Below are 18,997 nucleotides of genomic sequence, written 5' to 3' on the forward strand. Positions count from 1 at the left end.
CCAGGCGCCAGATGGCTACGCTGGCGGTTACTTCTTCTGTAATTCCTTCGTGCCCTCCTCGCGGAACTGCTTCGCTGCCTGCTCCGGTGTAAGCTCACCGTAGTTCACCGCCTCCTGAATCCGGGCGAACAACGCCTCGATCTTGCTGGAGCCCTCCGGATCCGGAGGATGAATTTCGCGGGCGTGCTGCTGCGCCAATTCAATGTAACCGAACATCTCCTTAGCGGCGTCCCCCATCGATTTGCCCAAATGCTCTCGTACCTTCGAAGAGATTGGGACTCCGCGCTCCGCCCCCAAAATTTCGTTTGCTTTCAGATCGTTAGTGAAGAAATTAATAAACTTCGCCGCTTCTTCCGGATGCTTGGAGTGCTTGGTGATAGAGAAAAATTGTGACGGTTTTAAAAAGTGGCCCTTAGTACCGCCAGGCAAATCCGGCAGGATCGTCAACTTGAGCGGACGGTTTGCCGCCTTCTGCAAGGCAACGACTTGATTGCTGTTAAAAAAGTGCATCGGGGACTTCTTGTGTACGATCAGTTCATCCTCAAGCCCTTTGATATCCTGCGTCACTTGTGGAGTCGGCACGACGCCGTCTTTCAGCAGCGCATCAAAGTACTTGAAATAATCCACTAATATTTGATCGTTATCATAGCCGAGTCCGTTGGCCTGCTCGTTGTACAGCCACAGTCCCTTCTCCCGCAGCAAGTGCTTGAATGGATCCATACTGTTAAAATTCGGCATACCATACGCGTCGCTGCCGAGCTTTGATTTCAGCTGCCGCGCGGCAGCCGCCAAATCATCCCACGTATACCCAGGCTTTAGCTCCGGCACCCCTGCTTGCGCGAACATCGCCGGATCATACGCTATAGCAAGTGAGTTCGTACCCAAGTTGACCGCATACAATTTGTTATTGATTTTGCCGCCGTCTGTGTGCAAATGATCGGCATCCCTCAGATCGATCGTATTCGACTGCACGTAGGGATTGAGGTCTACCAATAAATCACGGGCAACGTATTCGTTCACATATTTGTAGTCCTGCTGTATGATATCCGGCAAATTCTTGCCCGCCGCCTGGGTTGCCAATTTATCCCAATAACCGTCCCATGCGATAAATTCAGCTGTCAGTTTCACATTCGGGTTTTGCTGCTCATACAGCTCGATGGCTTTGAGTGTGCGATCGTGCCGGTCCTGCGAGCCCCACCAGGCTATGCGCAATTCCACCTTGCCGTTGGACGATGTGTTACCTGCCTGCGGATTGGCGCTTGAGCCGTCCTGCCCGGCGCCGCCATCCGAGCTGCATCCAACCATGGCTGCGAGCAAGGTAGTAGAGACGATTGATAGTGCAGCTTTGCTGCGCTTCTCAGTTAACATTCAAGTTACCCCCCTTTGATAGGAAATTAGTTTAGGAAAGCGATTACATTACGTTATTCAGCCCGATGCAATAGTATTCATCACACACAAAGACAACTGACGTCCGCAACACGGCAGACGACAGTTGTTTTATTTTTAGTCGGCCTTGAGAAAACACCGTGGTCCCGCCCTCACAGACTGCGCCGATACGGCCGGCGGTGTTTGCTACTTCTCAAGCGCTCCCTGATTTTAAAGTACCGATACAGCGATGAATCTAACCTTTCACCTTTCGAGCCGTACGATTCAGCCGACACACTGTTATCTTTTTTGCCTTTCAGCATGCTGTTGTTGTCACCATGCGCAAGCACCCAGGTAATGAGCGGCAATTCAACCATGCAATACCTTCTGCGGCGGCGAGTCACGTGCTGACTCACCTTTTTATGGTCTTTCAACACCATGCCGAACGCGACCTTGCGCGAGGAATTGGGCTTCCGTGGAAAGTCTTTAGTTTTGAAATGATGCATTGCACTGCTGCCGCAGCCAATGAAAAAGCGGTCTTTTCTCCACCATACTTCCTTGCGCACGACATTGATCATCAGTCCACTCCTGAAAATGAACGCATCCGCTTTGGGCAGCTTCCGGATCAATTCCACGAACCTGTAGTGTATCCAATCATCCGCGTCGAGCGGCATGAAATATCCTGAATATCCGACCTTCCGCAAATAGGCACCGATCACCCTCCGTTTTCGCATCTTGTCTCTGGAGAAACCACCAGGGCCCGTCGGTCTCTTAAATTTAACGCTCAGCCAGTGAACTTTCCGGTGTTTCAATTCCTTGATCCTGGGTTTCTCATGGCCAGCGACTACAACCCGATAATGGGAGTCCGTGTTATTGAGGATGGAGCGCAGTGTCCTTGCTAAGTTCGTCTGCACCCGGCCCCAGTTGCGTGATACCCGTTTGCTTTTGAGAGAAATTCCGAAAGCTACTGAGACATTCCTCTTACGGGCACCTTTTCTACTGACATGCGCCTCCACTTGCCCCATTTTCTGTTGGATGGACGGCCATCGGCTTTCGTAACCCTTCACAAATATCCTCCTTGTACTGCCATGTTATTTAGCGATAACCTACTCCTTGATAGAAAAAGCCCATGGTCGTCAGCTTCCCGGCGTCCAACACATTTCTTCCGTCGAAAATGTTAGGCTGATGCATGCTGTGTTTGACGGCGGCCCAATCTATGCTCAGGTATTCGTCCCATTCAGTGCAAAGAAATACGGCGTGTGCATCCTGCATAGCCTGCTCCACAGAGCTGCATTGGGCAACCGAAGCGCATAATTCCGCCGGAAGTACAGCCGCAGGATCGTGCGCAGCAACGTACGCTCTCTCGTCGACCAAGCGTTCCGCTATGCGTATTGCAATGGATTCGCGGATGTCGTCGGTGTCCGGCTTGAATGCCAAACCCAGCAGCGCCACCTTCTTGCCTGAAAAATCACCTAACCGCGCACGTGCTTTCTCCAGCAAATGCATGTACTGCGTGCGGTTCACCGCCACCACTTCTTCCAGCAGCTTCAGCTCGCTTCCATGCTCGTGGGCGGTATGGAGCAGCGACGCGACATCTTTGGGGAAACAGGAGCCGCCGTAGCCTATCCCGGCTTGCAGGAAGCTTGTGCCTATCCGCGGATCCAGACCGATCCCCTGGGCCACCTCTTTCACGTTGATCCCTAGCTTATCGCACAGCCTGGACAATTCATTGATATATGAAATTTTTGTAGCCAAGAACGAATTCGCTGCGTATTTGATTAATTCGGCTGTTTTCGGCGTTGTCACCAGGATCGGGCAGTCCATCGAGTGATACATATTTTTCATCCGCTGCCCAGCACTAACCGTATCCGCTCCAATGATGATCCGGTCAGGATGAAGGGCATCGTACAACGCCTTACCTTCGCGTAAAAACTCGGGATTCGACACCACATCGAATTGTTTGGGCTCGGTCTGTGCGGCACCCACCCATTCCGCGACCCTTCGCTGCGTGCCGACTGGAACCGTGCTTTTGATCACAACTAATTTGTAAGCGTTTAAGTTCCGCCCTATGTCTTCCGCCACCTGCTTGATGTAACGCAAGTCGGCACTTCCATCCGGCAGCGGCGGTGTCCCCACGCAAATGAAGATCGTATCGGCCGCCTCAATCGCTTCTCGTGTATGTGCGGTGAAGCGAAGGCGCCCCGAGTCCAGCTGTTTACGCAGCATGGGCTCAACTCCCGGCTCGTAAAAATGAGGCAAGCCTTGCCGCAGCCGTTCAATTTTACCGACATCGGTATCAAGGCCTGTGACATTCCATCCCATTTCGGCCAAGACCAGCGCAGTAGTGGTACCTACATATCCTGTGCCTATGACTAAAATGTTCAACACTGATCCCTCCAGTTATCGATGCATACCAACAATTGATGAACGATAGCCGACCACTGTATTTGTAATAGCAAACGGCGCCTTAGTCAGATGAACCTGATCCATAATAATGCTGTTTTCGAGCTGACACTCTTGAATACAGGCTCCCACACCTACAGACACGTAAGGCCCGATGATGCAATCCTTTATCCTACAGCCTCGTGCGATATTGACCGGTGGAATGATTTTGCAGTTTTCTAAGACGGCCGTGGCATGAATCTGGTTTGTGTGCAGGTGGTCGAGCTGCCATCTATTGGCTTCCAGCCAGCGCCCAACCGTGCCCACGTCGAAAATGGGTTTTTCCGTCAACTGATAGGTCACCGGATAATTGCGCTGAATCAGCCATTGTATCGCGTCGGTGATTTCGTACTCTCCTCTGCTGGACGGAGAAATGTCCGCTATGGCGGCGAATATGACCGGAGCGAACGCGTATGCCCCCATCACAGCCAGGTTGGTTTTGGGGTGCAGCGGTTTCTCCTCCAATCCGACAATTCGACAATCCTCTACTTCAGCGATACCGTATTCGTGGGAATGCTCTACACGCTTCAGCAGTACAGCGGCGGAGCTTCCCTCTGCATGGAGCAGTGTTTTCAACCTTGACAACGAATCCGTAATCAGATTGTCGCCGAGCAGCAGTAAAAAGGAATCCCCGTCAATGAAATGCTCTGCTTGTTTGACCGCATCGGCAATGCCAAGCGGCGCTTCCTGATAAATCGAAGTGAGCTTGACGCCGAGTTTGGCAGCGATGGCAGTGTGACGTGCAATCAGCGGTTGTTGAGCGGGACTCAGCACGATACCGATCTCATCGATTTCCTGCTCTGCCAAATTCTCGATACAGGTATGCAGCAACGGAATATTGCCTACAGGCAGAAGTGTTTTGGGATACCTGTGTGTGAATGGATACAGTCTGGTGCCTTTGCCGGCACAAACTATGATTCCCTTCATAAGAATCTCTCCTTGCCCAGCTGTGATTTCCTTTGCATCTGTTTACCAGCATATGTCGGAATCTTTGTTATGTTTGGACACTAACACGGTATAGCCGCCGTTTCTCAGCGAAAATCAATACATATGCTAAGACGAGAACAAAAATAGCCGCTGCTTAGGCGGTTTAATCCATCGCCAGCAAAAGGAGTTGGGTAAATGGTTTCTATCATCGCTTGTTCCATGCGACCTTCATATATGAAAAACGTGTTTGCAAACTTTGAGAGGCAAACTTATAAAAATAAAGAGATGATTATTGTGTTAAACCGGGATGACATGGACAAGGAGAAGTGGGAAAAAAAGGCCAGTAAGTTTGAAAATGTGCGGGTATACCAGGTGCCTGAGCGATATAGATTGGGCAGATGCCTGAACTATGGCATACGGCGAGCGAAATATGATATCATCGCGAAATTTGACGATGATGATTATTACGGGCCCGATTATCTCAAGGAGGTTGCGCGGCCGCTGCTTCAAGGGAAGGCGTCAGTAGTCGGCAAGAATGCCTCCTACATTTATTTTGCAGGCAGAAGAGCACTGATGCTCTATCGGCGCGGAGGCGAGCATCAGTATCGCCGGAATGTCAAAGGCGGCACTCTCACGTTCAAAAAGCGTGTGTGGAGAAAAGTGAAATTCAATGAAAAGAAGCGTCACGGAAGCGACGTGGCTTTTTTGCGAGGGTGCAGGAAAAGAGGGTACAAGATATATTCCGTTTCAAGATATAACTACGTATGCATCAGAAGAAGAAACACGAGATCACATACGCAAAAAACAGGAACGAGAAAATACATGGCCAGATGCAGATTCATCCGCCGAACCAAGCGGTACGTCCCTCTAGTGACCAAAAGAATAAAATAGCACATGCTCGGTAATATGTGCGAGCCATTGTGATGCATGCACAGGAGGGATTGCCGATGTTTATTTCCAAACAAGGGGTATGTGGTGAGGAGATTACTGAAATGGTGCCGCGACCGGCGGTAAAGCCGTCATGGCGTGATGGCCTCTTCGAATTCGTTGATCTGCGGGTTCGTGCCAATCACTACCATCACGTCCCCCTCCTCCACCACATCCTCGGCCGTTGGCGCAATAATCACATCCTGCTTCTTGTTGATCGCCACGATGCTGCAGCCATGCCGTGCGCGCGTGTCTAAGTCCTTGAGCGTACGACCCGAGATTCTGCGCGTGGCCGACAATTCCGCAATCGTGTACTGCTCAGACAGCTCAATATAGTCAAGCAGATTCGGGGAGACCAACTGATTTGCCACACGAACTCCCATGTCCCGCTCGGGATAAATCACCCTGTTTACACCGATTTTCTGCAGCACTTTGCCGTGCAGCGGGGAGAGAGCTTTGGCCACCACCTTCTCCACTCCAAGCTCGATGAGCAGCAGCGCGGTGAGAATACTCGCCTGTATGTCATCTCCGATGGCCACCACTACGCAGTGGAAGTTACGTATACCGATGGATCTGAGCATATCCTCGTCACTCGCGTCGGCCGCGACGACGTGTGTGAGCAGTTCGCTCATGTCATTCACTACGCTCTCGTTGCGGTCAATCCCCAATACTTCGTGCCCGAGCTGGACAAGCTCTTGTGCCACGCTCGAGCCGAATCTGCCCAGGCCGATAACAGCGAATTGCGTTTCTCTCATGTGAATTCGTACTCCTCACCCTATCGTGTTTTTCCTATGATTCCCCGTTTGCGGTGACGCAATTCTGCTGCGGCATCGGCTGAATGCGGTCACATCACACGGCCGTTACGAATTATCCGTGCCATCGTTTGTGCATTGGGATACCGTACTTCTTCGTATTCACGGATTACATCTTCGGCCGCGAATGGTACGCGTTCTATGGACGTGCCTACTCTGCCCTGTTCCACCTGCACGATGGCATACGAAGCTTTGGTCATACCATCGAATGGCAGGCCCACGCTTCCGGTATTCACGATAATTTTACCGTGCATGTATCGAACGAACGGCTTGTGAATATGGCCATACACGTACACATCCGTATCCGCGGCCGACATGAGTTTCTGTCGCATCGCAGCATCGTCCGCATCGGGAGGTACAGTCTCAAACAAGCTGCCGGGCGTGGCATGAAATGCGCTGATAGATACGCCCTCGACATTAAGATGCAGCTCTGTCGGCAGGTTATGTAAATAATCTATCTCTTCCTGATCCAATTGCGATACGGTCCAATCACGTTCCACGTTCATCATTTCAATCGCGTCTTCACGCACTTCTCCCCTCCGCACGCCGCGGACAACCCATTCATCCGCATTTCCCTTGATAACGCGGCTCTGTAATGCTCGAATCAAATGCAGAGATCTTTTGGGTGCCGGTCCTCGGTAACACAGATCGCCCAACACGCATATTTGGTCAACGCTCTTACTGCGCGTATCATGGAGCACTGCTGCGAGCGCGCTGGCGTTGCCATGTATGTCAGAAATGAATGCTATTTTCACTGCAATCTTCCCTTCTAATAGTAAATAGCTTCTTACCACATCAATCATAATTGCAAAGCCCGGTTAATGCCACACAAAAAGGTCCCGCTTGGCAATAGTGCGACCAACGGGACCGTGCGAAATGAAAATAAAGCTACTCGGCGACCACGAAGTGACTGGCAGAACGGAGAAGTCTTTTACCCTCGATTGAAACGTGGTGTTCGGAAAACGCAGTGACTCGTCCCGCTGGATAAACCACCATATCGTCTTGCACCGCTTTCACCGGATACCCGTGTTTTTTAGCCTGTTCAAAATCACGATCGTGCACTAATTCATCCCCAGCTTTCATGTACAGTCCTCCTGGCTGTGGCAGCTAATTTCTTACTCGTCAAGTTCTATTATTCCCAGCAAGTGGTTCGGTAAAACTATCACAGCACGGATTCGCCCGCACACTGGGATACGGGCCCCTTTATTCAGTAAACTCAGCACCGCATCCAACACAAAACCGCCGACATTATCAGCACAAAAAAGGACGGGGAGTTTACAATCACCCCCCCGCTCTGAATCACTTGTTTACACTAAATAATGATAATTACGCTCGATCGTCTGCCTAACGTTATAAATGTGAGCTTTCGCTGCGTTCGCCGCTGCGTCCTCGTCACGGTCTATGAGCGCTTGCAAAATCCTCTTATGTTCCATCAACGAATTTTCGTTTCGTCCCGGAACCAGAATGGTCCGAAATTGATATCTGATCAGCTGCGTTTTAATCATGTTGATGAGTTCAACCGCCTGATCCTTTTTTGACGCCTTATATATGATACTATGAAATTGTTTATTCAACGCTGAGTACTCGTCAAAGTTGTTGTCTTGCAGGTGTATTGCCATCTGTTCCAATGTTTGTTCAAGCCTGTTTAATTCATCGTCAGTGATCGTTTTGGCAGCTGTGGCGGCCACCAGTCCTTCCAACACTTCCCGTATCTCCAGATAATTGATCACTTCTTCCAGCGTAAAGTACTTGATCGTCGCGCCTTTGTTGTTTTCTATCTTAACCAGATTATCCTGTTCCAATTTTAATAGAGCTTTTTTGACCGTGTTGCGGCTTACGCCGATTTCTTCTGCAAGTTGGCTCTCTATCAGCTTTTGCGAAGGTTTGTAAGTACCATCAAGTATTTTCTGTTTCATATATTGATAGGCACTCTCTGTCTGTCTGCTCATCGTCTGCATAACCTCGCTCTTCGTTTGTCTGGTGCAATGTTAGACAATCTTGATTTACAAAAATATACCACCTTCACAAATACAGTGTCAATCGAACAAAAAAAAAGACCACCACCGGTAACGCGGTAATGGTCATGCCCACTGCCTATGACAAAAGACGTTATTTCACTTGGAATACGGCTGCCAATTCCTTCAGTTCTATCATCATCTCATTCAGGGAATGTGTGGACTTGGTGATGCCTTCCATAAAAGACATTTGTGTCGTCGAATGGCTGGCTACTAGCTGTGAGTTATCTGCCGAATCTTTCGCAATCGTAACCATTTCCCCCATGGAGGCAGTGACTTCCTCAGTGCCCGCGGAGATTTGCTGTGTAGCGGCGGAAATCTCCTGCACCTGCTCGGACACTTGGAGAATGGAGCTGCGAATGTTGCCAAACGTTTGATCAATGTGCTGCATTTTGACGATGCCGTTTTCAACCTCTTGCTTATTTTGACTCATATATTGTGTTGCTTCTGCCGAGGAACGTTGGATTTGCTCAATTAGATCAGCCACGCTGTTGACCGAGAGGCGGGTTTGCTCCGCCAGTTTTTTGACCTCGTTAGCGACCACCGCAAAGCCTCTGCCTGACTCCCCGGCTCGCGCCGCCTCAATCGAAGCATTCAAGGACAGCAAAGCGGTTTGATTGGATATATCCGAAATTAAGTCGATGATCCTGCCAATATCCGCTGCATGAGCGTTAAGCGCATCCAGCACTCTAGACGTTTGATTAGCCGATTCACTAATGACATTCATTTGCCCTATGGCGCCTTGAATTTCGTTATTGCCTGTCTCCACTTCTTCATAGACCCCGGACGCCTGATCTGACACGGTACTTGATGACTCAGCAATTCTTTGGATGCCATGGGCCACTTCCTCCATCGCCCTAGCCGATTGCTCCGCCCCCGACAATTGAGTACCGGTGCCCGCTGCAATTTCGTGGATTGAGGCTCCGATCTCCGCGGAGAGCTTGGACGACTCATCCGTTGACGCAATCAGCTGCTCAGCAGCACTGGCGACCACAGTGATAGAGGAATTGATTTTTTTCACCATGGCGGAGAACGAGTCAAGCATCACATTGACGCTGGCGTTCAACTGCCCCAGTTCGTCCCGAGACTTGACCTCAAGCCGATCAGTCAAATTTCCTTGGGCGGCCTGCTTCATGAACGACGACAGAGTGAGCACCGTCCCGGAAATAGACCTGGACACCCAGACGGAGACCGCCGCGGTGAGCACTAATACAACAGCTAAAATGACCATCGCTATATTTCTCGTGCTATTTACCTCATTCAACACTTCTCGCTCAGGCACGCTCACCACCAGTCTCCATGACGTATTCGGGATGGTGCCGTAATAGTTGAGCAGTTTCACGCCATTGTCGTCGGTATAACTGGCTGTTCCGGAATCAGTTGACAGAACGAGGTCCCGAAAGTGCAGGGCATCCGCATTGGCTCCAAATTCCTCGAACTTTTTGCCTATTCTCTCCTGTTCCGGGTATGTGTAGTAGTCGCCGCCGCCGGATAAAAGGTAACCAATCCCGCTCTGTGCAAGCTTGATCCGATTCGTTAAAACGGAGAACGTTTCCGGCGAGACCGTCGAGACAATCACCCCGACCAGATTGCCCGCATCATCAAGGACGGGCACGTCAATGGTGAACACATATTTGTTGGTCACTTTGCTCACGACCATATCCCCGATGGCCACCTTTTTCGTGTTTTTCGCTTTCAAGAAATGGTCACGGTCGCCCACATTAATAGGTACGCCCGAAATGTCTTTGCCGACACCGTCCGGGTTTAAAAAATTGTAATTCTGAATTTCCGCGTCGCTCTCTTTCAACGTTTTAAGAAGTGGCAGGATGTGCGATGGGTCTCCTTGCTTAAATTCCGGATGATTTTTGATCAAGGTCTCGGTCTTGGCAGCCTTGCTTTCAATCCACTCGTTGATTTGTGCTATGTACAAGTCGGTGGTATTTTTTTGCATCTCTGCGTTGTCCGCCTGCGCCAAGCGGCTAAAGTAATTGATTGAGAAAAACGTGGTAACCAGCAACGGTACAGTCGATAGAGTCAATAGCAGCAGGATCAGCTTGAATCTAATCGATCTATCGCTTAACTTGAAAAATTTCGACATGGTGCGGCTACCCCCGTATTTTTTTCGAGTAATTTCGACATAGTTTGTCCCTCCACAATGAATTTTAGCACTAAATCAACAACCTTGGTCTACAATATTGGTGAAAAATAATACTTTGTTCCTATAGTATACTTCGCTTGAAAAATCTGTCAACTGATGTATAGAACATTTTGCCCATGGTTTCACGAGAGAGGTTGGATAATCCAGCAGCTGATGTGTGGAGATAACAAAAACACTGCGTTCGCTAGAACGCAGTGCCAATGTTCACAAAAACTCTATTACTTCACCCGGATCGTATCGCTGCCCTGGAAATAGCTCCCGTCATCTAGACGGCCTCTCAGGTGGAGTTCAACGCTGCCGCTCTGTCCGGACAACATTCGGCTTACGCTGTCACGGTCGAATATCGCTTTGAAACCTTGTGCGCTGTCTCCTTTTATATCTTCCGCCTGGGCTGAGCCCCCGTACACGCTCAAGGAGACTGAAGTTACGACCGCAGTGCGTGCTCCGTTGTATTTAGACAAATCGATGTGGGCGGTAACGGACGGTCCGCTCTCTTCATTTTTCAGGTGTAAGGTTTTAGGCGTTATGCTTACGTCTGCCGGGTAGGTGACGTAGATGTTAGCCGCCGGCGGTGGATCCATACCTTCACCCAAGTAAAAGCTCGTATGCGGGGGCTGGTTGTAAGCGACATTTTGCCAGCTCACTCCTAATCGGTAAACAGGGTCGTGCATCAGAGTTGGAATGCGGTATTCGGTAACGGCGGTGGTTGTGTAAATACGCAGCGCCCTGCTGTCCGCCGTCCGCCAGATCGCCTCTTCGCGCCAATCCCCCAATATATCAGCTTGCAAACTTGGCGTACCCTTAGTATGGTTGTTCGAAAGAGTTCCGGCGGCTGTAAGTATGTTTTGGGTCTTGTTATTTACATAGTCCCATTTGTCGATCTTACCGGTACCTGCTCCTATGCTCGTATCGAAGGTATGATCCAGCAATTCCCGGAGCAGATCGCCATCCCACCAGATTCCGAAATTGATTGATGTTGGCGTGGCACCGCTGATCTCCTCGCCTTTGACAGAATGCTCGCTCACACCGGTGGCCCACTGCTCCTCCCCTTTATATCTGGGGTCGATATCAGCTGACATGCCGCGGCCGGTATCCGTTCCTGTGTGTACGCCCCAGATCGTCTGTCCTGTTGCAGCATCCCACACAGCGGCGCCATACGGCGAGTTTTTGTGCTCCATCACCTTGAATACCTCCTTGCCGGGTCTGTCAGGATCGAGATCCCCGACATGGAGCGCATCACCATGACCTAACCGGGTGGCGTACAACACACTGCCATCGTCATCCAACGTCATTGCCCCGTAGACGATTTCATCCTTTGTATCGCCGTCTACATTAATGACACTGATGTTATGATTCCCTTGAGCTTCATACGCGGGATTGCCTTTGCTGTCAAACGCCCAGAGCTTACTTAGTTCGCCGTCCCGCCAATTGTATGCGACCAAAGAGGTTTTTGCGTAATATCCTCGAGCCATGACAAGACTTGGCCTTTGTCCGTCGAGATAGGCGATGGTTGCAAGAAACCGATCCACGCGGTTGCCATAGCCGTCACCCCAATCCGTAACATTACCACGCGCGGGCTCGAACGGAATGGAGATTAACTCTTTCCCGGTCTGTCCCTCAAACAGAGTGAGATGTTCCGGCCCGGTCAACACATAGCCGTCGGAATTCCTGTAATCTGCATCGGCATCGCCGATCACTCGGCCGGCGGCGTCCTTGGCGCCATCTGCCGTGCGCAGTGCGACCTCCGCTTTACCGTCTCCGTCCAGATCATAAACCATGAGCTGGGTGTAGTGTGCTCCCGCACGAACATTGCGGCCGAGGCCAATCCTCCATAAAAACGTGCCGTCGAGCTTGTATGCGTCCACGAAGACTTCGCCGGTGACACCCTTTTGCGAATTGTCTTTGGCGTTGGACGGATCCCATTTGAGCACCAGCTCATATTGCCCGTCACCGTCCAAATCCCCCACGCTCGCGTCGTTGGCGTTATATGCGAAAGTGGAACCGTCCGCATTAATGCCGTCGGCTGGCTTCTGCAGAGGGACGTCAAGGTATGGACCCGTCCATACGCCAACTGCCATGGCACTCGGCTGCTCTTTGCCGTCCAAGACGGCTCTAACGCTATACCTGGAGCTCGCGGTGCCCGCGACATCCAAGAAGTTTGTGCTATCCGTGATAACAGCAGCATTTACTTTTTTGCCGTCGCGGTAAAGGTTGAACGCAATATTGGTCGGCTCCGTCCCCAAGAAGCGCCAGCTGACGAGCACACCGTCCGCCGTGGGCACCGCCACTAGCCCCCGATCCAGGTACTCCATCTGTCGATTCGTGTCGGCAGGCGGTGCGGAAGCTGACTCTGCCGCATAGGATGGAACCGCTTGCAAGTAACTCCATGAAACAGCAATTTGCATAGAAACAAGTACACTAACTCCGATTTTCTTCACTTTGCGCCTCCAATGCCGTTGATTGTGCATCACTGAACTCCTCCTAATAATGGGATTTGTCACGCCGCTGCAGTGTCCGGATCCCCCCCACACGGTGACCCCTCAAATGTACTTCCAGCGGGCCGACGCAGCAATAGGACATATTCGTCACGATTGTACTTTTCTGCCGGCAAAAAAGTGCTATTCGTATTCATGCGCCACAAACGTACGAATGCCGGGGAATTGCTGATCGCAGCGCACAGAAAAATACTGAAGACCAACGTACGTCGATCCGTGTTATTCGGACACATGCCGGCCAAATAGAACATGAAAAAAGCCGCATAAGTTATACGGCGGATTTAATCAATACACACTTACCTTCCATCGTCTATGTAAACCTTGTCGCCTACGTGAATTTCGCCTGTCTGTACCACCGAGGCATACACACCAAAATGATTGTTCCGCCTCTGTGCCACGATCTTAAGCAAGGATGAATCGATCATGCCGGTCTGCGGATCAATGTTAATGATCATACAGCGTTCACAATGCCGTTTCACTCTGAGCTCAGTGCCGCCTATGGACATCCGTTTGCCAAACCACGTCTCCTCAAGAAAAGGTTGACGGTTATCCAGCGAGATGCAGATGTTACCTCGAAAACGGCGGTTGTCGATCGTGTCTCCCCATGTTTCCTGCAGCATCGCCAAAGAGGCGTCGGTGGTGATTAAAACATGTTCTTCTTCAATAGCTCCTGCCGGCACATTGTCCGGTGTATATCGGACGGCGGATACGCGTCTGCCTGACAGCATTTCCATTTCCTTCAGGAGAGCCTCATCACCCCATTGGTAGGTGTGCCCTGCAGGGCTTGTGATTTGGATTCCCGGAAATTCTTCCCGGCTCTCGGGATCCATAAATCGTGCGCGGTAGCCCACCATGGCAGGCAGCTGAGTCGCGGTCAAAAATTTTCCGTCCCGTGTTTCGTCCAAAAAGGCATGACTCCGGTCGCCATATAAACCATAGCGTTCGATTGTCGTCGTCGGCACGCTCTCTCCGTAAAAAGATTTGACAGGGTGCCGAACGATTTCCCTCACTTCTCCAACTAACATGCCAAATGTCCCCTTTGCGCGGTTTTAGTTCATTGTAGCAAACTTGCACGCGCGTTGAGTAGGGCCACGCGTCGGAGACGATATGTGAAAAAGCAGTCACCTCGGCATGGCTGTGGGAGCCGACAAGCACGATCGCAGCCGTATTGCTGCGGGAATCGAACGGAGTGCGCTGGAATCACCCTTGGCCGATCCAGTCGCTTCCGGCGACCGCATTCCAACGCTCTCGGATACTGTTATAGACGGACTCCGGCAGCGGACCGGCCTCTAGCAGCCTCGCATTTTCGACCCAACGTGCGGGGTTGGCCGTGCCGACTATGGCCGTATGAACCCCCGGCACCGATAGAGTAAATCTCAATGCTGTCGCGATGGATTCACTTAAATCCGCCTTCAGGAAATCATAGTCTAGCGATTGAAGGCGCTCCCAATAAGTATGTGCATACTCGCTGATGGGCTTGTGGCCGGTCTTCCATGCAGCGTTCGCGATCGGACGCTTCACAACAACGCCCATGCCCCGCTCGGCAGCATCCGGAAGAGTGAGGTCAATCGCCTCCTGATCTGCGATGTTAACCGACGTCTCCAATGAATCAAATGCACCGCACCGTACCGCGTACAGCGCTGCTTGGTGATCGCCACTGTATCCGATGTAACGGGTCTTTCCCTTCTCTTTCGCGCGCTGCAGCACCTCGATCACCTCGCCGCGGCGCAGAACCTCCTCACTACAACTGTGCAGATGGATCACGTCAAGATAATCCGTGTTCAACCTTCGCAGGCTGCGATCGATACTCTGTTCCAGAAGCACAGGATCCCAGTCAGGGAGGTCGAATCCGGAAGCATGCCCGCATTTGGTAAACAAATAATAGTCGTCGCGCCGGTGGGACACCGCCTTACCGATCAGCTCTTCACTAGTTTTATAACATTCAGCCGTGTCGATCACGTTCAAGCCTGCATCCAGCGCGCTGCCGAGAAGTTGCTCAACCTGTGCCAGAGAAGCCTGTTCATAACCGATCTCGGATCCGCCGAATCCCAACACACTCACCTGCATATCCGTGTTACCATATTGTCTACGCTCCATCTGCTACGCCCTCCCATTAAGACCATAATTTGATAGTTTCCCTTCGATTATAATGCTGCTTGCAACGAAGCAAAAGTACTGAACTTAAGGTAACTATCTATGCGACAGGAAGTGGGTGGAGTTCATCTGGCAGCAGTATGCTTGCGTTGTGCACGGCCTCTGAAGGGCCGCGCGCAGGCCTGTCTTCTATAATGTATGTGATGAACTAGCAGATTAGCGGGACAGTCGCAGCTCGAAAGTGTGCTCGAAAGGAGTCAGCAGGTTCACCAGCAGTGTGTGAGAGTCGATCGGTGCCTGTGCGCCCCGCATTGTTCGAATAATATGGTCCTGACCGCCGCCGTCCAGCTCAATCCAATCGCTGCCCGCAGCGAAGCGCACACTTCCGTGACGCCAGAACGCGGTGCCTTCGCCAAGCGGCTCGACCCCAGGGCCGGTAATTTGTCCATTACGAGCAAAGCTAAACAGCAGCTGGGCGTACACATCCTCACGATCATCGGAAACGATTCGTATCCTCCAACCCGCCTCAGTCGGCATGATATGTGCCTTCATGGAGAACTGCTGCACATGAGTAAGCGGCCGATGCTGATGCGGCAGAAGGTACCAGGGGCTGACCGGCTTCCTTGCACTGTCCGGCAGCAGCTCGGCCGGAATTGGGCCGTTATACCCTTTTTCCATGGAGCTTGTTAAGCGGTAGCCCCCATCCCGCTGGTCCAATGTTTCCATCTCCACGACTCCCGGCATAAACGATGTAACGAGCTGTACGCCCTTGAAATTGGCCTCGCCGTGGCGCAGTGCGAAGAACGATGCCGCCTTAGTCATGATGGTCGCGCTCGTCCGGCCGCTCCTGCACCGTACAATCGGTGCGCCGAATGAAGTGTGAACAGCACTATGCTGTAACTGCGAATGATGTCCCACTTGCTGCATCTTAAGCAAGTCCGCTTGATACGGATGGTTCCGATTTATAATTTTGACGTATTGCTCCGGCAAAGGTTGGCGATGCAAATCCTGCAGTTGGATTTGGGGAAACATCAAATAGCCCAGCATCGCATGATTGTTCACAGGCCCCATTCGCGCCATAGTTGCCCCTGCCAGATCCGACATCGAAGCCAGCTGCGGATCCCGATCGTGGGCTGCCATAAGACGGCTCACCACAAAATATTCCGCCAATGCTACAGTCTGACCGAAATCTTGGCGACCGGAATAATCAGTCACTGCCTCGCCGTTCGGATGAATCAGGTACATCATCATGTGCAGGTTGCGCCGGACATGATCCAGCAACTCCGGTCTGTCCAGCGTCTTAGCCGTATAATAGAGCATCACGTCGCTGACGGTGTTGTAAATGCCGTTGCTTCGCTCCGACCATTCCCCATCCGCCGTGCAATCAATGCCCTCAGCCAGCCACTCATCAGCCCGGGCAACCAACCCGGCGAGTCCAAAGATTTGAAATAATTGCCCGAGCGCTGCCGACATTACCCAACGGTGATTCGGAGTATGGCATCCCCCCGTCAGCATAGCAGGTACAGCCCGCTCCAAAAAATGCTTCACATTCAGCGCCGCGGGCTGCACGTAAGACCAAGAATGCCCCTTCAGCACGTGGTACACTTGAGCCAAGCCGACGACTACAAAACCCGTGTCCGGAGGTGAATTGTAGTTGGTGCTTCCCAGGGATATCGTGCCGTCCGGGTGCTGCCGGTTTAACATATACTGCACGGCCAGCTCCAATACTTGAAGCAAGGCGGGATGGTGATAATAGCGTGAATCCGGATTCACCAGTGCTGCGGCGAACGTGGCAATATTACCGGCCGTCCCGCCGTGAGTCGGGCTGGGCACGCCGGTCTGTTCCCCTTTTATCCCTCCGTAATGCCGGCTCTCAGGATCCTGCACCTGCCGGGTGACTAGTGTGTCTACCCAGTTGTCATTGAGCGCCACGATTCTCTCGTAAATCTGCCGGTCGACTTCTCGTGAACTGTTGATTGTGGCCATAGCTTCTCATCCCTTCACTGCGCCAAGCATGATGCCTGACACGAAATACCGCTGCAGCCAAGGATACACAAGCAGGATCGGAACGGTAGCGAACATCACGCTCGCTGCCTTCAGGCTCTCAGGAAGCAGCTGCACCATCCGTGTCCCTTCCATCTGCAGCAAATCGTTGGCCATGTTATTTACGATTAATTGATACAGCTTTAGCTGCAGAGGATAATATTCCGGACTCGTGATATAGAACAAGCTGTCCATGAAACCGTTCCAGCGGTTGACTGCGTAAAACAAGCTCAATGTGGCGATCACCGGCAGCGACAAAGGCACGATGATTTTACTTAACGTCCCTATGTGGCTGCACCCGTCCATTTCAGCCGACTCCTCCAAGCTGCGCGGTATGGATTGAAAAAATGTAATCATAATGATCAAATAAAACGGATTAATCATCACGGGCAGGATCAGTGACCACATCGAATTGGTCAAATGCAGATTTTTTATAAGAATATATTCGGGAATAATACCGCCGCTGAAAAACATCGTCACGACAATGATAAACATAAATAGTTTCCTTCCCCTGAGATCGGTCCGCATCAATGGATATGCCGCTGCTATGGTCATCGCCATGCTGATCAACGTATACAACAGGGTAAGCGCCACCGTGAACACCATGGAACGGTACATGGATTGGTCCTCGAACACTTTGCTGTACGCCTCGAAGCTCACTTCAATGGGCCACAGCAGCACTTTGCCCGACATGATCGGATTATTCGAACTAAGCGAGATGGCTAGGATATGCAAGAACGGTGCCAGACATAAGAACGAAATAAGCAAAATCAAGGCGAAGTTCACGCTGTCTATGATCCGGTTTTTCGTTGCGATTGTCATATTCGACAACTCCTTTCCGTAACCGGCACTGTTACAGGATGCTCTGCTCGGTCGTCTTCTTCGCGATCCAGTTGGCGGACAGGATGAACACTAGCCCGACAACCGCCTGGAAAAATCCAACGGCCGTGGCCAACGAATATTCGCCTGACTGCAGCCCGATCTTGTAGACGAACGTGCTCAGCACCTCAGAATACTCCCGCACAGTCACATTCCCGATGACATAGGGCCGCTCGAAACCGATTTGAATCATGTGCCCAAGATTCATGATCAGCAGCGTGATGATGGTGGGCTTCAACCCGGGCACAGTGATGTACCGGATCTTGGTGAAGCGGCCGGCCCCATCCACTTCAGCCGCTTCGTAAAGCTCCTTGTTAATCCCCGTCAGCGCCGCCAAATAAATAATCGTCCCCCATCCTGCGCTTTGCCAGACGCCAGTCCCCAAATACGTGAGCAGCCAGTAATTTTTGTCCGATAAGAAAGGTATTGCCGGCAGGCCCATCTTCATCAGCAGCAGATTGGCGATCCCCGTGTTGGTGGCGAACACCTGATAAACGATACCGCCGATAATGACCCAGGAAATAAAATGCGGCAGGTAAAGCACCGCTTGGGACACCTTTTTAAACCAGCTGACCTTCAGTTCATGCAGCATGATGGCTAACACGATCGGCGCAGGGAAAGAAACGATGAGATCAAGAAAATTCAACATAAACGTATTTCTCAGTGCGATGTAAAAATCACGGCGCTTGAAAATTTCCTCGAACGTGTCCAACCCGATCCATTTGCTCGCCCAAATTCCCTGAAAAAAGTTGAAGTCCTTGAAGGCTATTAATACGCCGTACATCGGTCCGTATTTGAATAAAAGAAAATAGAGCATAGGCAACCCGAGCAGCGCATAAA

15 protein-coding genes and 1 pseudogene are annotated in these 18,997 nt (G+C 51.3%); 1 reads left to right on the forward strand and 15 read right to left on the reverse strand.

Annotated features, from left to right (window positions below; genetic code table 11):
* Positions 1-27: 27 nt before the first annotated feature.
* From CBW46_RS04255 to CBW46_RS04270, 4 genes are all read right to left on the reverse strand, one after another.
* Positions 28-1,368, reverse strand: coding sequence for an ABC transporter substrate-binding protein (locus CBW46_RS04255; protein WP_089198784.1), 1,341 nt, complete (start codon positions 1,366-1,368; stop codon positions 28-30).
* A gap of 170 nt (positions 1,369-1,538) precedes the next feature.
* Positions 1,539-2,432, reverse strand: coding sequence for a glycosyltransferase family A protein (locus CBW46_RS04260; protein WP_089198785.1), 894 nt, complete (start codon positions 2,430-2,432; stop codon positions 1,539-1,541).
* Positions 2,433-2,460: 28 nt separating this feature from the next.
* Complete coding sequence (locus CBW46_RS04265; protein ID WP_089198786.1) at positions 2,461-3,750, reverse strand: UDP-glucose dehydrogenase family protein; 1,290 nt, start codon at positions 3,748-3,750, stop codon at positions 2,461-2,463.
* Between the two features lie 15 nt (positions 3,751-3,765).
* Positions 3,766-4,734, reverse strand: coding sequence for a sugar phosphate nucleotidyltransferase (locus CBW46_RS04270; RefSeq protein WP_089198787.1), 969 nt, complete (start codon positions 4,732-4,734; stop codon positions 3,766-3,768).
* A gap of 195 nt (positions 4,735-4,929) precedes the next feature.
* On the opposite strand from CBW46_RS04270, the gene CBW46_RS04275 reads away from it, so the two are divergent.
* Entirely contained in the window at positions 4,930-5,625 is a 696-nt protein-coding gene (locus CBW46_RS04275; RefSeq protein ID WP_089198788.1) for a glycosyltransferase family A protein, read from the forward strand.
* 128 nt (positions 5,626-5,753) lie between these two features.
* Here CBW46_RS04275 and CBW46_RS04280 read toward each other — a convergent pair whose 3' ends face one another.
* The 11 genes and pseudogenes from CBW46_RS04280 to CBW46_RS04330 all read right to left on the reverse strand — a co-directional run bounded on the left by CBW46_RS04280 (position 5,754) and on the right by CBW46_RS04330 (position 18,974).
* Positions 5,754-6,416 carry a potassium channel family protein gene (locus tag CBW46_RS04280; protein ID WP_089198789.1) on the reverse strand — a complete coding sequence of 221 codons (663 nt, stop codon included), beginning with the start codon at positions 6,414-6,416 and terminating at the stop codon, positions 5,754-5,756.
* 89 nt (positions 6,417-6,505) lie between these two features.
* Positions 6,506-7,228: a metallophosphoesterase family protein gene (locus CBW46_RS04285; protein WP_089198790.1), complete on the reverse strand. Its 723-nt coding sequence runs from the start codon at positions 7,226-7,228 to the stop codon at positions 6,506-6,508.
* A gap of 133 nt (positions 7,229-7,361) precedes the next feature.
* Positions 7,362-7,556, reverse strand: a complete 195-nt coding sequence (locus CBW46_RS04290) for a hypothetical protein (RefSeq protein ID WP_089198791.1) — start codon at positions 7,554-7,556, stop codon at positions 7,362-7,364.
* A 224-nt stretch (positions 7,557-7,780) separates the two neighbouring features.
* Positions 7,781-8,422, reverse strand: coding sequence for a GntR family transcriptional regulator (locus tag CBW46_RS04295; protein ID WP_089199320.1), 642 nt, complete (start codon positions 8,420-8,422; stop codon positions 7,781-7,783).
* Between the two features lie 160 nt (positions 8,423-8,582).
* Positions 8,583-10,586 carry a methyl-accepting chemotaxis protein gene (locus CBW46_RS04300; protein WP_089198792.1) on the reverse strand — a complete coding sequence of 668 codons (2,004 nt, stop codon included), beginning with the start codon at positions 10,584-10,586 and terminating at the stop codon, positions 8,583-8,585.
* A gap of 611 nt (positions 10,587-11,197) precedes the next feature.
* Positions 11,198-13,051: pseudogene (locus CBW46_RS04305) on the reverse strand (rhamnogalacturonan lyase); the annotation flags it as partial.
* A 386-nt stretch (positions 13,052-13,437) separates the two neighbouring features.
* The gene (locus CBW46_RS04310) at positions 13,438-14,166 is read right to left on the reverse strand and encodes an MOSC domain-containing protein (RefSeq protein WP_089198793.1); all 729 of its coding nucleotides are present in this window, start codon (positions 14,164-14,166) and stop codon (positions 13,438-13,440) included.
* A gap of 175 nt (positions 14,167-14,341) precedes the next feature.
* Positions 14,342-15,238: an aldo/keto reductase gene (locus CBW46_RS04315; RefSeq protein WP_089198794.1), complete on the reverse strand. Its 897-nt coding sequence runs from the start codon at positions 15,236-15,238 to the stop codon at positions 14,342-14,344.
* Between the two features lie 213 nt (positions 15,239-15,451).
* Positions 15,452-17,221, reverse strand: a complete 1,770-nt coding sequence (locus CBW46_RS04320) for a hypothetical protein (protein WP_089198795.1) — start codon at positions 17,219-17,221, stop codon at positions 15,452-15,454.
* Between the two features lie 6 nt (positions 17,222-17,227).
* Positions 17,228-18,100: a carbohydrate ABC transporter permease gene (locus tag CBW46_RS04325; RefSeq protein ID WP_089198796.1), complete on the reverse strand. Its 873-nt coding sequence runs from the start codon at positions 18,098-18,100 to the stop codon at positions 17,228-17,230.
* Positions 18,101-18,131: 31 nt separating this feature from the next.
* A complete protein-coding gene (locus CBW46_RS04330; protein WP_243633207.1) occupies positions 18,132-18,974 on the reverse strand; it encodes an ABC transporter permease in 843 nt (280 codons plus the stop codon).
* Positions 18,975-18,997 lie beyond the last annotated feature (23 nt).

Origin of the sequence: Paenibacillus xerothermodurans (assembly GCF_002220865.2) — a bacterium.
In the GTDB taxonomy this organism is placed as follows: Bacteria; Bacillota; Bacilli; order Paenibacillales; family NBRC-103111; genus Paenibacillus_S; species Paenibacillus_S xerothermodurans.